Origin of the sequence: Mycolicibacterium palauense, assembly GCF_002592005.1 — a bacterium.
Taxonomy (GTDB): domain Bacteria; phylum Actinomycetota; class Actinomycetes; order Mycobacteriales; family Mycobacteriaceae; genus Mycobacterium; species Mycobacterium palauense.
The window spans coordinates 36,745-53,988 of the sequence record NZ_NVQF01000027.1 but is presented as its reverse complement, the minus strand read 5'-3'; the positions used below and the strand labels follow the sequence as shown (position 1 = coordinate 53,988).

Genomic DNA, 17,244 nt, shown 5'->3' with positions numbered 1-17,244 from the left:
CGCCCCCGTCAGGACAGCCGGGTGCGCAGTTCCCGTTTGAGGACTTTGCCGTAACTGTTCTTGGGCAGCTGGTCGACGAACTCGTACCGCTTGGGCCGCTTGAACCGCGCGATCCGGTCCAGCAAATGCCGGTCCAGGCCGGCCGGGTCGGCCCCGCCCACGATGAACGCCACCACGACCTCGCCCCACTCGGGGTCGGGCGCACCCACGACGCAGGCCTCGGCCACGCCGGGATGCTCCATGAGCGCCTCCTCCACCTCCCGCGGATAGATGTTGCTGCCGCCGCTGATCACGACGTCCTTGGACCGGTCCCGCAGGGTCAGGAATCCCCGGCCGTCGAAGGACCCCATGTCACCGGTGTGCAGCCACCCGTCGATCAGGGTCTCGGCGGTGGCCCCCGGGTTGTTCCAGTACCCGGACATCACGACGTCGCCGCGGCAGACGATCTCGCCGATCTCGCCGGGAGCGGCGGGTGCGCCGTCGGGACCGCGCACCACCACCTCGACACCGGAACGGGCGTAGCCGACCGACCCCAGCACGGCCTCGTTCTCGCCGGTGTTCTCGCCGGTGTTCTCGCCGGTGAAGGCCGCCTCGTGGTCGGCGCGGCGCAATCCGGTGATCGTCATCGGCGACTCGCCCTGGCCGTAGATCTGCGCGAACACCGGGCCGAAGGCGGCCATCGCCTGTTTGAGGCTCTCGACGTACATCGGGCCGCCGCCGTAGACGACGGTGCGCAGGTTGGCGGGCCTGCCGCGGCCGGTGGCCACCAGCCGCTGCACCATCGTCGGCGCCAGGAACGCCGCGCAGCCCGGATGATCTGCGCACAGGTCGAGGAACTCGTCGGTGTCGAAGGCCCCGGACGCGGGGACCACCTGCCGGGCGCCGCGCAGGACGTAGGCGGGGATGTACAGGCCCGACCCGTGCGACATCGGGGCCGCGTGCACCAGACTGCAGCGGTGGTCCGGGTCGTCGATGTCGGCCAGGTGTGCCACCGTCATCGCCGTCAGGTTGCGGTGCGAGAGCATGGCGCCCTTGGACCGGCCGGTGGTGCCGCTGGTGTAGAACAGCCAGGCCAGCGCCGTGGGATCGACCTCAGCCGGTCCCACGACGGCCGGTCCCACGACGGCCGGTCCCACGACGGCCGGTGCCGCGCCGGCCGGGTGGAAGAGCTCCTCGTAGGCGGGGGTGCCCAGCACGGTCACCGGTGCCCCGATCTCCGGGACCTCCCCGATCGCGGCGGACAGGCCCGCGGCGATCGCCGGTGAGGCGAACACCTGCGTGGCGCCCGAGTCGGCCAGGATCTGGGCCATCTCGCGGGCGTGCAGCTTGTAGTTCAGCGGCACGAACACGCACCCGGCGGCCCAGATGCCGAACATCAGCTCGACGATCTCCGGCCGGTTCTCGCTGGCCACGGCGATCCGCGCGCCCGCCCCGGTGCGCGCACGCAGCGCGGTGCCCAGGCGCAGCGCCCGTTCGCGCAGCTGTGTCCACGTGTAGACCTGTCGTCGGCCGGTGTAGAGCGCGCCGTGGTCGGGGAAACGGGTCGCGGCCTGATCGAGGACGCTGAAGATGCTCACCGGGCGACCCACTCCGACGACATCGCGAAGTCGGAGAGGTACTTCGTCGAGCTCCAGCCGCCGTCGACGACGATCGTCTGCCCGTTGATGAAGCTGCCGCCGGGCGAGCACAGGAACGCCACCGTGCTGGCGATGTCGTCCACCCGGCCCAGCCGTTGATGCGGCGTCATCTCGGTGTTGATCTTGCGGAACCGCTCGTCTTCGAGGCGGTGCTCGACCATCGGCGTGACGGTGACCCCGGGCGCCACCGCATTGCACCGGATGCCCTGCGGGCCGTACTGGCAGGCGATGTGGGTGCTCAGCGCGGTCAATCCGCCCTTGGCCGCCGAGTACGCGCCGCCGCGCAACCCGCCGACCACCGCGAAGGTGGACGTGATGTTGATGATCGCCGAGCCCGGGCCCATGTGCGGCAGCACGTCGCGGGCCATCCGGAACGGCGCCCGCAGCATCAGGCCCAGGAAGTAGTCCAGGGTCTCGTCGTCGGTCTCGTGCAGTGGCTTCGGGCTGCCCACCCCGGCGTTGTTGATCAGGAAGTCGACATGGCCCCACCGTTGCACCGCCGCGTCGACGATGCGGCCCGGGCCGTCATCGGCGGTCAGATCCACCGCGACGGTCGCGACGCGCTCCGGGTCGCCGGTGGCCTCGGTGACCGCCCGCGTCAGCTCGGCGAGCCGGTCGGGGTCGCGGCCGGTGCCGAGCACCGCCATGCCCGCCTCGGCGAGCTTGACCGCGCACCCGAAACCGATGCCGCTGCTGGCGCCCGTGACGATCGCCACCTGTGTCTGCTGTGCACCCTGCATGCCGTTCTCACCCTTCGACAAGTGCCGCCCTGATTTGGTGCTTGAGCACCTTGCCCGCATCGTTCTTGGGCAACGAGTCCCAGAGCTCGATGCGCTCGGGGAACTTGAATGCGGCCACCCCGCGTGCTGCGAGTGCCTCGCGCATCGTCTCGAGTCCGGGGGCGGCGCCCGGCTCCGGCACGACGACCGCGCACGCCCGCTCGCCGGTGCGCGGATCCGGCACGCCCACCACGGCGATCTCGGCGATCCCGGGCGCGGTGGCGAGGATGTCCTCGATCTCCTTGGGCGAGATGTTCTCGCCGTTGCGGATGATGATGTCCTTGGCGCGGCCGGTGACCACGAGGTAGTCGCCGTCCACCCAGGTGCCCAGGTCGCCGGTGCGAAAATAACCGTCGGCGTCGAAGGCGGCCGCGCTGTCGAGGGGATCGAGGTAGCCCTGCAGCATCTGGGCCCCCCGGGCGCGGATCTCACCGTCGACGATCCTGATCTCGGCGATCCCGGGCCGGCCGTCGGTGTCGGCGGCGTGGTCCACGTCGCCGGGTGCGGTGGAGCCGACCGTGGTGACCGGGACTTCGGTGGACCCGTACACCCTGCTGACCACGGCATGGTCGAAATAGGTGGTGGCGGTGCGGATCAGCGACGGCGGTACCGAGGCGCCGCCGCAGATGAAGACCTTGAGGTGGGGCAGGCGGGTGCCGGTGCGTTCGGCGGCGGCCAGCAGCCCGGACAGAAACGGGGTGGCCCCGGCCATGTGGGTGCACCGCTCGCCGATCATCGCCGCCACCGCCGCGTCGGGGTCCCACCGCTCCATCAGCACCGCGGTGCTGCCCAGCAGCAGCGGGCATTCGAAGGCGTAGATGGAACCACCGATGTGGGCGATGGGCGAGGGCACCAGGAACCTGTCACCGGGATCGACCCGCCAGTGCTCGCCGATCTGGCGGATCAGCGCGTGCAGCGAATTATGGGTGTGCAGAACCCCTTTGGGCTTGCCGGTGGTTCCAGACGTGTACATGACCATGCGTACCGCGTCGGGGTCGAGATGCGGTGGCGCCGGCGGGGTCGCGTCGGCCCCGGGCGGGTTCTCGAACAGGCTGGGGTACGGGGTGTGTCCGGTGCCGCGCACCACGACGATCTCCGGCGGATCGTCGCACCCCGTGGCCACCCGGGCCAGCATCGCGGCGTAGTCGTGGCCGCGGAACACCCCGGGCACGAAGATCATCCGGCTGTCGACGTCGGTCAGGATGAAGGTCAGCTCGTGATCGCGCAGGGAGGGCAGGATCGGGTTGACCACCATGCCGGCCAGCGTGGCACCGAGATAGACCACCGCCGCCTCATGCCAGTTCGGCAGCATGAACGACACCACGCTGCCGGCGGCCATCCGGGCGCGCAGCGCGTGCGCCAGCGTGCCGGCCTGCCGGTACAGCGTCGCGGCGTCGAGCCGGACGTCACCGCCGACGACCAGCTCGCGGCCGGGGGTGGTCACGGCGGCCCGGTGCAGCGCGTCGGCCAGGGTGTCGGCGGTCCACAGCCCCCGCCGGTAGGCCTGCGCCCTGGCTTCGGCGGCCAGCGGTGACGTCGGTGAGATCGGCGGCACCGCGGTCATCCCTTCACCCGCCGCATCGTCATCGAATGGCGGTAGCGCGACGCCGGGTGGGTGTTGATGGTGATCTGGGCGGTCTCGCCGTCGGAGGTGCGGTAGATGCGACGCAGTTCCAGTGCCGCGCTGCCGGCCTCCACGGCCAGCCGGGGGGCCAGTTCCCCGGGCATGAGCACCGCGGAGATCTCCTGGTGCACTTCGACGATCCCCCGGCCGAACATGTCCTCGATCAGCGGGAAGATCGGCCCGTTGTGCCGCTGCAGTAGCCGGCCGACCGCGGCGAACGACCGGTTGATGAAGTATTCGGTGAAGCACACCGGGACGCCGGCGCCGTCGACCTGGCGCACCCCGCGCACGGCCAGCCACTGCTCACCCGCGGTCAGCCCGGTGTGTTCGGCGAGTTCGCGGTCCACGGTGATCATCTTGTTGGTGTCGATGACGAAGCGGGCGCCGGTGGCGAAGGCCATCAGGTCGTCGATCGACATCACGTCCTGGGCGTAGGAGTTCGCCGAGGCGCGCGGGATCACCAGGGTGCCGGCCCGCGGGCGGGACAGGATCAGGTTGTCCTCGCGGAGCCTGCGCAGGGCCTCCCGGACGGTGTATCTGCTGACCGAGAACCGTTCGCACAGTTCGTGTTCGGTGGGCAGCTGAGAGCCGACGGGGTATACCCCGTCGACGATCTCCTGCCGGAGGGTGTGCGCGACCTGCAGGTAGCGCGGATCGGAGGTGCGGACGTCGGTCATCGCATGGGGCCGCCCGTCATCGCGCCGGCGGTCGCAGCGCCAGCACGCTGCCGTCGCCGTCGGCGGACACGTACAGCGTCCCGTCCGGGCCGGCGGTGATGCCGGCGAACGGGCCCTGCGGCCCGGAGAACGGGGGCATGCCGAGCAGAGGCTTGGGGACGACTCCGGGCGGGGCGCCGATCGGTAGGCCGGAGGCGATGGCCGTCCGCGAGCCGGTCGCGGGGTCGAACTCGACGACGGTCTTGGCGCCGGCGTCCACGACGTAGAGCGCTCCGCCGAGCTCGGTCAGCCCGTGCGGCGTGTCCAGGCCGTCGAGCACGGTCTGGACCCGGCCGCCGGCCAGCTTGACCACACGGCCCGCCGCGGCCTCGGTGACCAGCACCGACCCCGACGTGTCCACGAGGACCCCGACGGGGTCGGCCAGCCCGGAACCGAGCACCTCGGTGTTGCCCGCGGTCACCGACAACACTCGGCCGGTACCGAGTTCGGCGACGACGGCCGACCCGTCGGGAGCCAGGTCAACCCCGTAGAGCTGATCGAAACCATCTGCCAGATAGTCGGTTTCACTGTCCGTGGGCCGGTAGCGGGCCACCTGCCCGCCCGAGGTGGTGACGACGAAATGCCCGCCCCCGGCCGGCGTCACACCGCGCAGGAACCCCGGATAGCCGGGGCTGAACAGCATCCCGATGGTCTGCAGCGCGCCGTCACGCAGCGCGTAGAAGAACGTGCCGTCGGCGATGTAGAGGACCCCGTCGTCGCCCACCGCGAGATCCAGCGGCCAGTTCAGCCCGCCGGGCAGCAGGGTGCGGGTGCTGCCCGGGCCCAGGATCTCGGTGATCTCCCCGGTGAAGTTCGAGACGAAGAGCCGGCCCCGGTGGGCGCCACTGCCGAAGGTGAGATTGTCCAGACCCGGGCTCAAGGTGGCCAGCACCGTCGATTCGCCGGTGCGTGGATCCACGCGCAGCACCTCGCCGGTCGCCACCTGAGTCGACACGATGCTGCCGTCGGAGTCGAATTTCACCGAGTCGGGCACGCCGAGATCGCCGGCGACCCGCTGCGGCCGGCAGGGTCCCTCGGCGTCGGGATCGATGCGCCAGATCTCGTTAGCACCCATCACCGGGAAGTACAGCAGCCCGTCGGGCCCCACTTCCATGGCGTTGGGGGAGGGAACGTTCTCCAGCAGGATGCGCTCCCGACCGGTGGCCCGGTCCAGCTCGAGGATCCGTCCGCCCTCGCGGCACTCGCCGATGAACAGCCGGTCCCGATACACGGTGATGCCGTTGGCCACCGGCAGGTCGTCGCGCAGCACCCGGGTGCGGTCGCCGTCGAGCACGCTGACGCGGCCGTCCATCACCTCGGTGACAAACATCGATCCCTGCGAGTCGAAGGCCGCGTCGTCGGGTGCCACGACGGCACCGCCCTTGGGGCTCACGACGTCGACCTCGCCGGTGTCGAGGTCCACCGCGCTGATCTGGCTCCCGGTGACCTGGGCGACGTAGACCCTTCCGTCGGGACCGGTGCGCAGGCCGTTGGATCCGAACAGCCGGCTGGCGGGGGTCAGTGGCTGCACCTGCCAACCGGCAGAGCTGCCGGGCTGGGAGGGAAATCGGCCAGAGCGCGTCATCGATCCGCCTATCACGGCACGTGACCCTATCAACCCCCAATGGTCCAGACAATAGCGCGGATCTGCCGCCATATCGGGCCTTGACTCGTTAGCACGCAGTGGAGAAGGATGTTCTCCGATGAGCGCAAGGTCATTTTTTGTCCGGACAATACCGCGACCGCGGCGGGGGCGGTAGCAGGCATGGACCGGGATCTGCTGGGGCTGGAAGGCCGGGTCGTCGTGGTGTCCGGGGCGGCCGGCGGCGGTATCGGCACCGCGGTGACGCGGCTGGTGGCCCGGGCCGGGGCGACCGTCGTCGCGGTGGGCAGGTCGCCGGAGAACCTGCGGCGACACATCGACCCACTCGCCGAGGAGGGGCTGTCCGTGCTGCCGGTGGTGGCCGACGCGGCCACCGACGAGGGCGTCGCGACCACCCTGGAGGCCGCCCGCCGGGCCGACGGCGAGCTCTACGGGCTGGTCAACGTCGCCGGGGGCGCGGCACCGGCGACGTGGATGCCGGCCACCCGGGTCAGCAGGGCCGACTGGCGCGAGCTGTTCACCGGGAACCTCGAGACCATGTTCTTCATGAGCCAGGCGGTGGCGGCCGAGTTGCGGGCACTCCGCCGGCCCGGCTCCATCGTGTCGGTCTCCTCGATCAGCGGCATGAACACCGCGCCACTGCACATCGCCTACGGCACCGCCAAGGCCGCGGTCGTGGCGGCCACCCGGACCATGGCCGTCGAGCTGGCCGCCGAGGGCATCCGCGTCAACGCCGTCGCCCCCGGGGTGACGCAGACCCCCGCGTCGGGAACCTACGTCGACGACGACCCGGAGCGCGACCGGCGGGCCATCGCCATGGGCCGGCGCGGGCGCCCCGAGGAGCAGGCCGCGGCGATCCTGTTCCTGCTCTCCGAGCAGTCCAGCTACATCACCGGACAGACCCTGCTCGTCGACGGCGGGCTCGACCTGCGGTGGACACACCTGGGTGCGGACAACACCTCGCTGTTCCTCAAGGACGAGTCCTTCCGGGCAGCCATCACCAGTTGGGAGGCAACGTGACCGACAACATCACCAACAGCTTCACCGAGAACGCAGCCGAGGCCGCCGAGCAGCTCTCGGAGCCGATGACCATCGGCGCCGACGCCTACATCTCGCCGGAGTACGCCCGCGCAGAGCGAGATCGGTTGTGGCGCAAGGTGTGGCAGCAGGTGGGCCGGATTGAGGAGCTGCCCGAGGTGGGCAGCTACCTCACCTATGACATCCTCGACGACTCCATCATCGTGGTGCGGACCGGACCGAGTGAATTTGCGGCACACCACAACGTGTGCATGCACCGCGGCCGGCGGCTGATCGACGTGCCGCCGGGCGCCAAGAACGCGCTGGGCCGGGCCCGCAAGTCGTTCGTCTGCGGATTCCACGGCTGGACGTACGGACTGGACGGGGCGTGTACCCACATCCGCGAACAGGAGGACTGGAAGGGCGCGCTCACGCGTGAGAACACCCATCTGGCTCCGGTGCGGGTCGACACCTGGGGCGGCTGGCTGTGGATCAACATGGATCCGGACTGCGAGTCGCTGGCCGACTACCTGCACCCGGCCGCCAAGATTCTCGACCCGTTCGGACTGGAGAACATGCGGTTCAAGTGGCGCAAGTGGCTGAACTTCGACTGCAACTGGAAGGTCGCGCTGGAGGCCTTCAACGAGACTTACCACGTCTTCACCACACACCCGGAGTTCAACAAGTTCGGGGAGTTCAAGGGCTGGGCCAAGGCGCAGGGCAAGCACAGCAACATCGGCTACGACGCGCCGAAGGACATGGAGGCCACCAAGTCCAAGATCCGGCTCGGTAGCGGTGCGGATCCGCGGATATCGACCGCCGAGATGCAGATCTACACCATGGAGGAGACCAACACCTCCACCACCGAGACGCTGGTGAACGCCGCCAAACGGCTCGTCGACGAGCTCCCCGAGGGCACTCCCGCCGACAAGGTGCTCGAGCACTGGCTGGCCTCGGCGCGCCGTGACGACGAGGCACGCGGGGTCATCTGGCCGACCATTCCCGCCGACATCCTGGGGCAGAGCGGCACGGCATGGCAGATCTTCCCCAACTTCCAGATCGGACAGGGCCTGACCGTTGCGCTGTGCTACAGCGCCCGGCCCGACCCGAGTTACGATCCCGACAAGTGCATCTTCGAAGTCTCGGTCTTCGAGCTGTACCCGAAAGGCGAAGAGCCGCAGACCGAGTGGGAGTACACGCCGCCCGGGGACCCGAACTGGCGTTCCGTTCTGCCACAGGACTTCTCGAACATGGCCGCGGTGCAACGGGGCATGAAATCCATGGGCTTCCCGGGCACCCTGCCCAATCCGTACCGCGAGCGCAGCACCGTCAACCTGCACGAGCAGCTGTCGAAGTACATGGGCACCGGCGAGCCGCGTGAGCTCACGAAGGAGAGCGAATGACCACCACGGAAACCGGCTGTGGCCCCACCGATGTGCCGCAGGACGTCGACATCGACGCGATGCGGGCCAAGTACGCCCGGGAGCGCGACAGGCGGCTGCGCAAAGAGGGTGCGGCACAGTATCTCGAACTCGACGGTGACCTGGCCGACCTCTACGAGGTAGACCCGTACACGCCGGTCGTCGACCGTGACCCGATCGACGAGGACATCGAGGTCGTGGTGCTCGGCGGTGGCTTCGGGGGTCTACTCTCCGGCGCCTACCTGAAGAAGGCGGGTGTCGGCGACGTCCGGGTGATCGACATGGCCGGTGATTTCGGCGGGGTCTGGTACTGGAACCGCTTCCCCGGCATCCAGTGCGACAACGACGCCTACTGCTACGTCCCGATGCTCGAGGAACTCGACTTCATGCCGAGCAAGAAGTTCGCCGACGGCGCCGAGATCTTCCGGCACTGCCAGGCGATCGGCAAGCACTTCGGCCTCTACGACGGCGCGATCTTCTCGACCCAGGTGGAGACGATGCGCTGGGACGAGAAGATCAAGCGCTGGCGGCTGACGACCAACCGCGGGGACGACATCCGCGCGCGCTTCGTCGTGATGGCCCAGGGCTCCTACAACAAGCCGAAGCTCCCCGGTATCCCCGGCATCAAGGAGTACCTGGACGCCGGCGGGCATGCCTTCCACTCCGCGCGGTGGGACTACGACTACACCGGCGGCGACGCGAGCGGCGGCCTGCACAAACTCGCCGACAAGCGGGTCGCCCTGGTCGGCACCGGCGCCACGGGAGTCCAGCTGGTACCGCATCTGGGCCGGGATGCCAAGCAGCTGTTCGTGTTCCAGCGGACCCCGTCCTCGGTGGACATGCGGGAGAACACGCCCACCGATCCGGAATGGGCGGCCGCGCTGCCGCCGGGCTGGCAGGAGGAGCGCAAACGCAACTTCCACAACTGGTCGCCGTTCGTCGGCGTGGTGTTCGGCGAGCCGGATCTGGTGTGCGACTTCTGGACCGAACTCGGCCGCAACATGACCGCCCGGATCGCGGCCAGCCCGGACCCCGCATCGCTGGGTGTCGAGGAGATCATGGCGATCCGGGAGGAAGAGGACTACAAGATCATGGAGCGGCTACGGCGCCGCGTCGAAAGCCTGGTCGAGGATCCGCAGACCGCCGAGGCCCTCAAACCGTATTACCGGTTCATGTGCAAGCGGCCGTGCTCGAGCGAGACCTACCTGCCGGCCTTCAACCTGCCCAACGTGACGCTGGTCGACGTCGCCGATTCCAAGGGAGTGGAACGGCTCACGGAGAAGGGCATCGTGGCCAACGGTGTCGAGTACGAGGTCGACTGCGTGATCTTCGCCAGCGGGTTCGAGATCTCCACCGAGATCAGCCGCCGGTACGCGATCGACGTCATCGAGGGTCGTGACGGGCTGTCGCTGTTCGACTACTGGCACGACAGCTACAAGACGCTGCACGGGATGACGAGCCGGGGCTTCCCCAATCAGTTCTTTCTCGGGTTCATCCAGGGCGGGGTGTCGGCCAACACCACGGCGATGTTCGAGCAGCAGGCCGAACACATCGCCTATCTCATCGCCGAGGCGCAGAAGCGTGGGGCAAGGACGGTGGAGCCGTCTCAGGAGGGCCAGGACAACTGGGTCAACACCGTCCGCGAACTGGCGATCGACAACTCGGCGTTCGAACTTGCCTGCACCCCCGGCTACTACAACAACGAGGGCCGTGGGGCGGCGGAGAACAACGGTGGCTTCCTGGGCGATTTCTACTCGCCCGGCTTCTACGCGTTCGACGAGCTGATCGCGCAGTGGAGGGCCAAGGGAGACCTCGACGGCCTGGTGCTGGGAAGTTGACGGGACAGCCGATGTGGATGGATGCACGGCCCAGCACGGGCGGGGCCGCCGTGCGATGGGCAGGGGCACACAGAGATGTCTGGGCTGATGTCTGAGCTGATGTCTGAGCTGAGATTCGACGGCCGCGTCGCCGTGGTGACCGGCGCCGGCCGGGGGCTGGGCCGCGCCTACGCGCTCCTGCTGGCATCGCGAGGTGCCCGGGTCGTCGTCAACGACATCGGCGGCAGCCTCACGGGCGAGGGCCTCGACGCCGGCCCGGCCGCGGAGGTGGTCCGCGAAATCATCGCGGCCGGGGGTGAGGCGATCGTCTCGACCGACACCGTGGCGACCGTGACGGGCGGGCGGGCGATCATCGAGTCCGCGCTGGACAACTTCGGCCGCCTCGACATCCTGGTGCACAACGCCGGCAACGTGCGCCGGGCGCCGCTGGCCGAGATGTCCTACCACGATTTCGACGCGGTTCTCGACGTGCACCTGCGCGGCGCCTTTCACGTTGTCCGGGAGGCATTTCCGCAGATGTGCAGCTCCGGCTACGGCCGAATCGTGCTGACGTCGTCGATCGGCGGGATCTACGGCAACCGCGATGTCGCCAGCTACGGGGTGGCCAAGGCGGGCATCATCGGGTTGTCGAATGTGGCCGCCATCGAGGGTGCGGCCTCGAACGTGACCAGCAACGTGATCATTCCGGGCGCGGTCACCAGGATGGCCGAGGGACTGGACACCGCCGCCTATCCGCCGATGGGGGCGGATCTGGTGGCCCCGGCGGTCGGGTGGCTCAGCCATGAAAGCTGTTCGGTCACCGGCGAGATGTTCATCGCCATCGCCGGTCGGGTCGCCCGCGCCTACATCGCCGAGACGCCGGGGGTGTACCGACCGTCGTGGTCGGTCGAGCAGGTGGCCGAGCAGATCGAACGGATCCGCGACACCTCCGATTCGGTGGCCTTCCCGGTCGTTCCCGACGGTCATGCCGCGCATGTCGGGTACAGCTTCGACATGGCCGCGCGGGAGGCTGCTTCGCATGGCTGACGGCGGCCCGCTCCAGGGGATACGCGTGGTGGACCTGACCGCCATGGTGATGGGCCCCTACTGCACCCAGATCATGGCGGACATGGGTGCCGACGTCATCAAGATCGAGCCACCCGACGGCGACAACACCCGATTCATCTCGGTGGGTCCCGCGCCGGGGATGAGCGGTGTGTTCGTCAACGTCAACCGCGGGAAGCGCAGCGTGGTCCTGGATCTGCGCACCGACTTCGGCAAGAGCACACTGCGTTCGCTGATCGAGACCGCGGACGTGTTCATCCATTCCATGCGCGCCAAGGCGGTGGCCAAGCTCGGCTTCGGCTACGCCGAGGTGTCCACGATCAACCCGGGAATCGTCTACACCAACTGCTACGGGTACGGGCGGCGCGGACCCGAAGCCGACCGGCCCGCCTACGACGACACCATCCAGGCCGAGTGCGGGCTGCCCGCCGTCCAGCAACAGCTCACCGGTGAGGCGAACTACGTCGGAACGATCATGGCCGACAAGGTCGCCGGGCTGACCGCCCTCTACGCCACCATGATGGCGCTGTTCCACCGGGAGCGCACCGGGGAGGGCCAGGAGGTGGAGGTCAGCATGTTCGAGACGATGGCCTCGTTCATGCTCGTCGAGCACGCCAACGGCGCCATGTTCGACCCTCCGCTGGGCCCCGCGGTGTACCCGCGCACGGTCGCGCCCAACCGGCGGCCGTACGCGACCAAGGACGGCCAGATCGCCGCGCTGATCTACAACGACAAGCACTGGAACGCCTTCGTCGACGCGGTCAAACCGCCGTGGGCCAGCGAGATGTACGCCACGCTGGAGCGGCGGGCCCGCCAGATCGACACCGTCTACGGGCTGGTGGCCCAGACGCTCGCCGAGCGGACCACCGACGAGTGGCTGGCGCTGTTTCGCGAGCTGGAGATTCCCGCGGCACCGATCCGGACCCCCGGCGCCCTGTTCGACGATCCACATCTGGCCGCCGTCGGATTGTTCGAGACGGTGCAGACGCCGCACGGCCCGGTCCGCTTCCCCGGTGTGCCGACCTGGTTCTCCGCCACGCCCGGCCACGTCCAGGGTCCGGCCCCGGAACTGGGCGCCGACACCGCGGCGGTGCTCGCCGAGCTCGGGCTGAGCGACACCGGGACCGAACCGGTGCTGGGCTCGGGGTAGGGGAGGCGCGATGGACTTCGATCTCGGCCCGGCGGCCACCGCGCTGCGCGGGCAGCTCCGCGAACTGGTGTCCGCACACATGCCACCCGACTTCCTGGGGGCCTTCACCGACGACCCGGCCGATCTGGAAGCGGCACAGCAGTTCTGCCGCCTGCTGGCCGAGCGGGGCCTGCTGTGCATGTCCTGGCCCGAGGAGTTCGGCGGGCGGGCGTCGTCGGTCTGGGAACAGACCGTGGTGCGCGAGGAGATGTGGGCCCATCACGAGCCTCGCGGTGCCCAGTACATGGGAGTCAACTGGGTCGGGCCGATCCTCATGCGGCACGGCACCCCCGAGCAGCAACGCAAGCATCTGCCCCCGATCGCGGCGGGGGAGGTGATCTGGTGCCAGGGATTCTCCGAGCCCGAAGCGGGTTCGGACCTGGCCTCGCTGCGGACCCTGGCCCGCAGGGACCCCGAGGACCCCGGCGGCTGGCTGGTCAACGGCCAGAAGATCTGGACGTCCTACGCGACGATGGCGCAGTGGTGCTTCCTGCTCGCCCGCACCTCGCGGATCGGTGAGGGTGAGACCCGGAAGAAGCAGCAGGGACTCACGATCTTCCTGGTCCCGATGGACGATCCGGCCATCCAGGTCCGCCCGATCCGCACCATGCTGGGGCCCCACCACCTCAACGAGGTCTTCTTCGACGATCTGCGGGTGACCGACGCCGACGTCCTCGGCGAGGTCGGCCAGGGCTGGTCGATCGTCGCGGACGTGATGTCCTTCGAGCGCACGGGGATCGCCCGCTACGCCCGGTGTGAGCGGCTGTTGATGGCCGCGCCGTCGGTGCTCGGTGAGCACTGGGACCGGCTGCCCGCCGAGCTGCGCGGGCGCTGGACGCGGATGCTCACCCACTGCCGGCGGGCCCGGTTGATGGCCTACCGGGTCGTCGAGTTGCAGAACGCGGGGCAGGTCAAACCCGGCGACGCAGCGGCCTACCGGATCGCGGTGACCCGGCTGGACCAGGACAGCGCCGAAGTGTTGACGGAGATCGTCGCGGGGCTCCCCGAGGACGGCGAGACCCCGCCGGATGCCGTGATGGACCGGGCGCACTTCCGCGCCGAGGTGGAGGACCACTGGCGGTACTCCCAGGCCTCGACCGTCTCCTCGGGCAGCATCGAGATGCAGCGCATCCTGCTCTCGCGTGCCCTGCTGGCAGAAGGGCGGTGACAGCGGTGCATCTCGAACTCAGCGCGGAGGCCGACGAGTTCGGCCGCCAGGCCCGGCGCGCACTGCAGGCCGCCGGTGGCGACCAGTTGGTGCAGGACGCCGAGGCCAAGCCCGAGACCCGGGACACCCGGGTGGCCGCGATTCTCGACGAGCTGGGGGCCTGGGACCTGTCGCCGCGCGACGACGCCGACTCGCGCGAGGCGGCCGCGGCGCTGTGCCGCGCCGCCGGCTACTGGGCGCTGCCCTACCCGGTGGCCGAGCGGCTGTCCCGACCGGAGGACCTTGATGTCGAGGGCCTCGTGGTCGTCTCCGCCGACCGGCCCGAGGCGGCCCTCGGTGGTCTGTCGGGGCGGTGGGCCGCCGTCACGATCGACGGCGCCCGCAGCCTGGCCGGGCGCGGGCCGCACATCGGCCCGGCGTTCGTGACGGGCCTGGAGCTGTCCGGGCTCGACGGCCGGGGGGTCGGCGATCTGGCGCTGGCACTGGTGCTGCCGTGCTGGACACTGCTCGGAATGATCGACCGTGCCCTCGAACTCACCCTCGATCACGTGCGCCTGCGCAAGCAGTTCGGTCAGCCGCTGTCGAGTTTCCAGGGGGTGCAGTTCCAGCTGACCGACGCCGAGGTGGAGCGCAGCGGCCTGGACATCCTGGCCCGCCACGCCCTGTGCAGCCTCGACGGTGACGGCACCGACCCGGCCACCCACACGGACACCGACCCGGCCACCGATACCGCCATCGATGACGCGCTGGCGCTGCGGATGGCCGCGATCGAAGCCGCCGAGGTGGTCTTCCGGGTCTGCCACCAGCTGCACGGCGCGGTGGGATTCTGCGACGAGACCACCCTGTCGTGGCTGTCCCGGCACAGCCAGCCCCTGCGCCGGCTGCCCTTCGGGCTCTCGGCGACCCGCGATCAGCTCACCCGGCGCATCGACCGGCGCGGGCTGACCGGGCTGTTCCCCTCCTCGGGAGGGCGGCGGTGAGCACCGAACTCGAAGACTTCCGCGCCGAGGTCCGATCCTGGTGCGGCGAGCACGTACCGGCGGACTGGCGGGCCGCCCAGACCGGTGTCGGCGCAGCGGAGTTCGTGGCCTTCCAACGAGCCTGGTTCGCCGAGTTGCACCGCGCGGGCTTCGCCGTGCCACACTGGCCCGCCGAGTGGGGCGGCGGCATGGGCGTGCCCGAACAGGTCGTGCTGTATCAGGAACTGGCCGCCCACGACGCCCCGCGGCTGGTGCTGGCCTTCGTCGGAATCCACCATGCCGCGGCCACCCTGCTGCACGCCGGAACCGACGAGCAGCGCCGCCGCCACCTGCCGGCGATCCTCGACGGCGAGATCTGGGTGCAGGGATTCTCCGAGCCCGAGGCCGGTTCCGACCTGGCCGCGCTGCGCACCACGGCCCGTCGCGACGGTGCTCATGGCGACCACTTCGTGGTCAACGGGCAGAAGCTGTGGGCCAGCGGCGGCGCATACGCCGACTGGTGTCTGCTGCTGGCCCGCACCGATCCGGACGCCCCCAAGCGCAAGGGCATTTCGTACTTCCTGCTGGACATGACGAGCCCGGGCGTCGAGGTGCGCCCGATCCGCAACGCGCTCGGCGACTCGCACTTCTGTGAGATCTTCCTCAACGACGTCGTGGTCCCGGCGGAAAACCTGGTGGGTGCCGAGAACGCCGGCTGGCAGGTGGCCCAGGCGACGCTGGGCGCCGAACGGGGGATGACGATGCTGGAACTGGCCGAGCGGCTCAGTCAGGGTGGGTTCGGTTGGCTGGTGCGCAGCTGCCCGGCCGACGATCCGGTGGTGGCCGACCGGCTGGCGGGTTTCGAGACCGAACTGACCGGGCTGCGGGGGCTCTGCCGGGACCTGGTGCAGCGCAGCGAGGCCGGGACCGCGGGACCGGCCGACGCGTCGATCGTCAAGCTCTACTACAGCGAGCTGCTGCAGCGCATGACCGATTTCGCCGCCGAGGTCGCCGGGCTGGGCGCGCACACCGAGCTGGCCAAGCCGATGTCGAGCGGCTGGGAATCCGGGGCCTGGGTGCTGGACTTCATCGGGTCGTGGGAATGGACCATCCCCGGCGGGGCCAGTGAAATCCAGCGCACGATCATCGGCGAGCGCGGCCTGGGGCTGCCCCGGGAACCGAGCGGTGCCCGATGAGCGTCGAGGTTTCGGATTTCGCGGAGTTCCACGACGAACTGCGTTCGGTGGCAGCCGAACTGCTGGCCAAGGACGGCGCCGTGGGATGGCAGGTGCTCGTCGACGCCGGCTGGACCGGTCTGGAGATCGCCGACGAATTCGGCGGTGCGGGTGCCACTTTCACCGAGGTGGCCGTCATCGCCGAGGAGTTGGGCCGCAGCGCGGCGGCCAGCAGCCATCTCGGTGGCGTGGTGTTGCCGGCGGGGGCGCTGCGCGCGGTGGTCGCCGGCGGCCGCCGCGACGGGCTGCTGAGCGGCGTCGCCACCGGGGAGCTGCGGAGCGCCGTCGTGCTCGACGGCTTCCGGTTGCGGGACGGCCTGCTGGCCGGGCGGGCCGAATTCGTCTGCGATGCAGAGGGGGCCGACCGGCTGCTGATCGTCGCCGACGACTGCGATACCACCGCCGGCCCGGTGCTCGTCGACGTCCCGGCCACCGGGGACACCGGCCCGACCGTGACACCCCAGCCGGTGCTCGACGAGACCCGCCGGCTGGCCGTGGTGGCCGCCGACGGGGTGCGCGTCGACGACGCCGCGGTGCTGCGCTTCGGTGGTGACCCGGCGGCGGCGGTGGCCGGGGTCCGCGATCGCGCGGCGGTCGCGGTGGCCTGCGACAGCATCGGATTGGCCGAGGCCATGCTGGCCGCCACCGTGTCGTATGCCAAGGTGCGTCACCAGTTCGGCCGGCCGATCGGGTCGTTCCAGGCCGTCAAGCACGCGTGTGCGGACATGCTGGTGCAGCTGTCGGTGTCGCGCCGGCTGGTCTCGGCGGCGGTGCGGGCGGTGGCACAGAACTCACCCGACGCGCAGGTCGCCACGGCGATGGCCAAGTCGCACGCCGGGACCGCCGCGGTCGGCATCGTCGGCAAGGCCATGCAGCTGCACGGCGGCATCGGCTACACGTGGGAGAGCGGCGTCCACGTCTATCTCAAACGAGCCACCCTCAACCGTGCGCTGTTCGGCTCCCCGGCGGCGCACCGACAACGACTCGCACACCGATATCGATAACGGACACAAG

At 69.9% G+C, this 17,244-nt stretch carries 14 protein-coding genes; 9 read left to right on the top strand and 5 right to left on the bottom strand.

Annotation, left to right across the window (positions count from 1 at the left end):
* Window positions 1-8: 8 nt before the first annotated feature.
* From CSR00_RS13180 to CSR00_RS13160, 5 genes are read right to left on the bottom strand one after another with little or no spacing between them, the layout of a single operon-like run.
* Entirely contained in the window at window positions 9-1,577 is a 1,569-nt protein-coding gene (locus tag CSR00_RS13180; RefSeq protein ID WP_407662438.1) for an AMP-binding protein, read from the bottom strand.
* A complete protein-coding gene (locus tag CSR00_RS13175; RefSeq protein WP_099022853.1) occupies window positions 1,574-2,377 on the bottom strand; it encodes an SDR family NAD(P)-dependent oxidoreductase in 804 nt (267 codons plus the stop codon). The genes CSR00_RS13180 and CSR00_RS13175 overlap by 4 nt, the downstream gene beginning before the upstream one ends.
* A gap of 7 nt (window positions 2,378-2,384) precedes the next feature.
* Complete coding sequence (locus tag CSR00_RS13170) at window positions 2,385-3,980, bottom strand: AMP-binding protein (protein WP_099022852.1); 1,596 nt, start codon at window positions 3,978-3,980, stop codon at window positions 2,385-2,387.
* Window positions 3,977-4,717, bottom strand: coding sequence for a GntR family transcriptional regulator (locus tag CSR00_RS13165; RefSeq protein WP_099022851.1), 741 nt, complete (start codon window positions 4,715-4,717; stop codon window positions 3,977-3,979). Before CSR00_RS13165 ends, CSR00_RS13170 begins: the two co-directional genes overlap by 4 nt.
* Before the next feature lie 16 nt (window positions 4,718-4,733).
* Window positions 4,734-6,341: an SMP-30/gluconolactonase/LRE family protein gene (locus CSR00_RS13160; protein ID WP_099022850.1), complete on the bottom strand. Its 1,608-nt coding sequence runs from the start codon at window positions 6,339-6,341 to the stop codon at window positions 4,734-4,736.
* A gap of 180 nt (window positions 6,342-6,521) precedes the next feature.
* Here CSR00_RS13160 and CSR00_RS13155 point away from each other — a divergent pair, with 180 nt between their 5' ends.
* From CSR00_RS13155 to CSR00_RS13115, 9 genes are all read left to right on the top strand, one after another.
* Window positions 6,522-7,379 carry an SDR family NAD(P)-dependent oxidoreductase gene (locus tag CSR00_RS13155; protein ID WP_099022849.1) on the top strand — a complete coding sequence of 286 codons (858 nt, stop codon included), beginning with the start codon at window positions 6,522-6,524 and terminating at the stop codon, window positions 7,377-7,379.
* Window positions 7,380-7,444: 65 nt separating this feature from the next.
* A complete protein-coding gene (locus CSR00_RS13150) occupies window positions 7,445-8,779 on the top strand; it encodes an aromatic ring-hydroxylating oxygenase subunit alpha (protein WP_099022877.1) in 1,335 nt (444 codons plus the stop codon).
* On the top strand, window positions 8,776-10,635 hold the full coding sequence (locus tag CSR00_RS13145; protein ID WP_099022848.1) for a flavin-containing monooxygenase: 1,860 nt from the start codon (window positions 8,776-8,778) through the stop codon (window positions 10,633-10,635). The genes CSR00_RS13150 and CSR00_RS13145 overlap by 4 nt, the downstream gene beginning before the upstream one ends.
* Before the next feature lie 99 nt (window positions 10,636-10,734).
* Window positions 10,735-11,661, top strand: coding sequence for an SDR family NAD(P)-dependent oxidoreductase (locus CSR00_RS13140; protein ID WP_099022876.1), 927 nt, complete (start codon window positions 10,735-10,737; stop codon window positions 11,659-11,661).
* Window positions 11,654-12,829, top strand: coding sequence for a CaiB/BaiF CoA transferase family protein (locus tag CSR00_RS13135; RefSeq protein ID WP_099022847.1), 1,176 nt, complete (start codon window positions 11,654-11,656; stop codon window positions 12,827-12,829). The genes CSR00_RS13140 and CSR00_RS13135 overlap by 8 nt, the downstream gene beginning before the upstream one ends.
* Window positions 12,830-12,839: 10 nt before the next feature.
* Window positions 12,840-14,036 carry an acyl-CoA dehydrogenase family protein gene (locus tag CSR00_RS13130; RefSeq protein ID WP_099022846.1) on the top strand — a complete coding sequence of 399 codons (1,197 nt, stop codon included), beginning with the start codon at window positions 12,840-12,842 and terminating at the stop codon, window positions 14,034-14,036.
* 5 nt (window positions 14,037-14,041) lie between these two features.
* Window positions 14,042-15,016 (top strand): acyl-CoA dehydrogenase family protein, encoded by a 975-nt coding sequence (locus tag CSR00_RS13125; RefSeq protein WP_099022845.1) that lies wholly within the window; start codon window positions 14,042-14,044, stop codon window positions 15,014-15,016.
* Window positions 15,013-16,191, top strand: a complete 1,179-nt coding sequence (locus tag CSR00_RS13120; protein ID WP_099022844.1) for an acyl-CoA dehydrogenase family protein — start codon at window positions 15,013-15,015, stop codon at window positions 16,189-16,191. Before CSR00_RS13125 ends, CSR00_RS13120 begins: the two co-directional genes overlap by 4 nt.
* Window positions 16,188-17,234, top strand: a complete 1,047-nt coding sequence (locus tag CSR00_RS13115) for an acyl-CoA dehydrogenase family protein (protein ID WP_099022843.1) — start codon at window positions 16,188-16,190, stop codon at window positions 17,232-17,234. The genes CSR00_RS13120 and CSR00_RS13115 overlap by 4 nt, the downstream gene beginning before the upstream one ends.
* Window positions 17,235-17,244: the final 10 nt, after the last annotated feature.

Coding starts and splice junctions, on each gene's coding strand:
- CSR00_RS13175 (WP_099022853.1), bottom strand. CDS start 2,377: ATGCAGGGTGCACAGCAGACACAGGTGGCGATCGTCACGGGCGCCAGC.
- CSR00_RS13170 (WP_099022852.1), bottom strand. CDS start 3,980: ATGACCGCGGTGCCGCCGATCTCACCGACGTCACCGCTGGCCGCCGAA.
- CSR00_RS13165 (WP_099022851.1), bottom strand. CDS start 4,717: ATGACCGACGTCCGCACCTCCGATCCGCGCTACCTGCAGGTCGCGCAC.
- CSR00_RS13160 (WP_099022850.1), bottom strand. CDS start 6,341: ATGACGCGCTCTGGCCGATTTCCCTCCCAGCCCGGCAGCTCTGCCGGT.
- CSR00_RS13155 (WP_099022849.1), top strand. CDS start 6,522: ATGGACCGGGATCTGCTGGGGCTGGAAGGCCGGGTCGTCGTGGTGTCC.
- CSR00_RS13150 (WP_099022877.1), top strand. CDS start 7,445: ATGACCATCGGCGCCGACGCCTACATCTCGCCGGAGTACGCCCGCGCA.
- CSR00_RS13145 (WP_099022848.1), top strand. CDS start 8,776: ATGACCACCACGGAAACCGGCTGTGGCCCCACCGATGTGCCGCAGGAC.
- CSR00_RS13140 (WP_099022876.1), top strand. CDS start 10,735: ATGTCTGAGCTGAGATTCGACGGCCGCGTCGCCGTGGTGACCGGCGCC.
- CSR00_RS13135 (WP_099022847.1), top strand. CDS start 11,654: ATGGCTGACGGCGGCCCGCTCCAGGGGATACGCGTGGTGGACCTGACC.
- CSR00_RS13130 (WP_099022846.1), top strand. CDS start 12,840: ATGGACTTCGATCTCGGCCCGGCGGCCACCGCGCTGCGCGGGCAGCTC.
- CSR00_RS13115 (WP_099022843.1), top strand. CDS start 16,188: ATGAGCGTCGAGGTTTCGGATTTCGCGGAGTTCCACGACGAACTGCGT.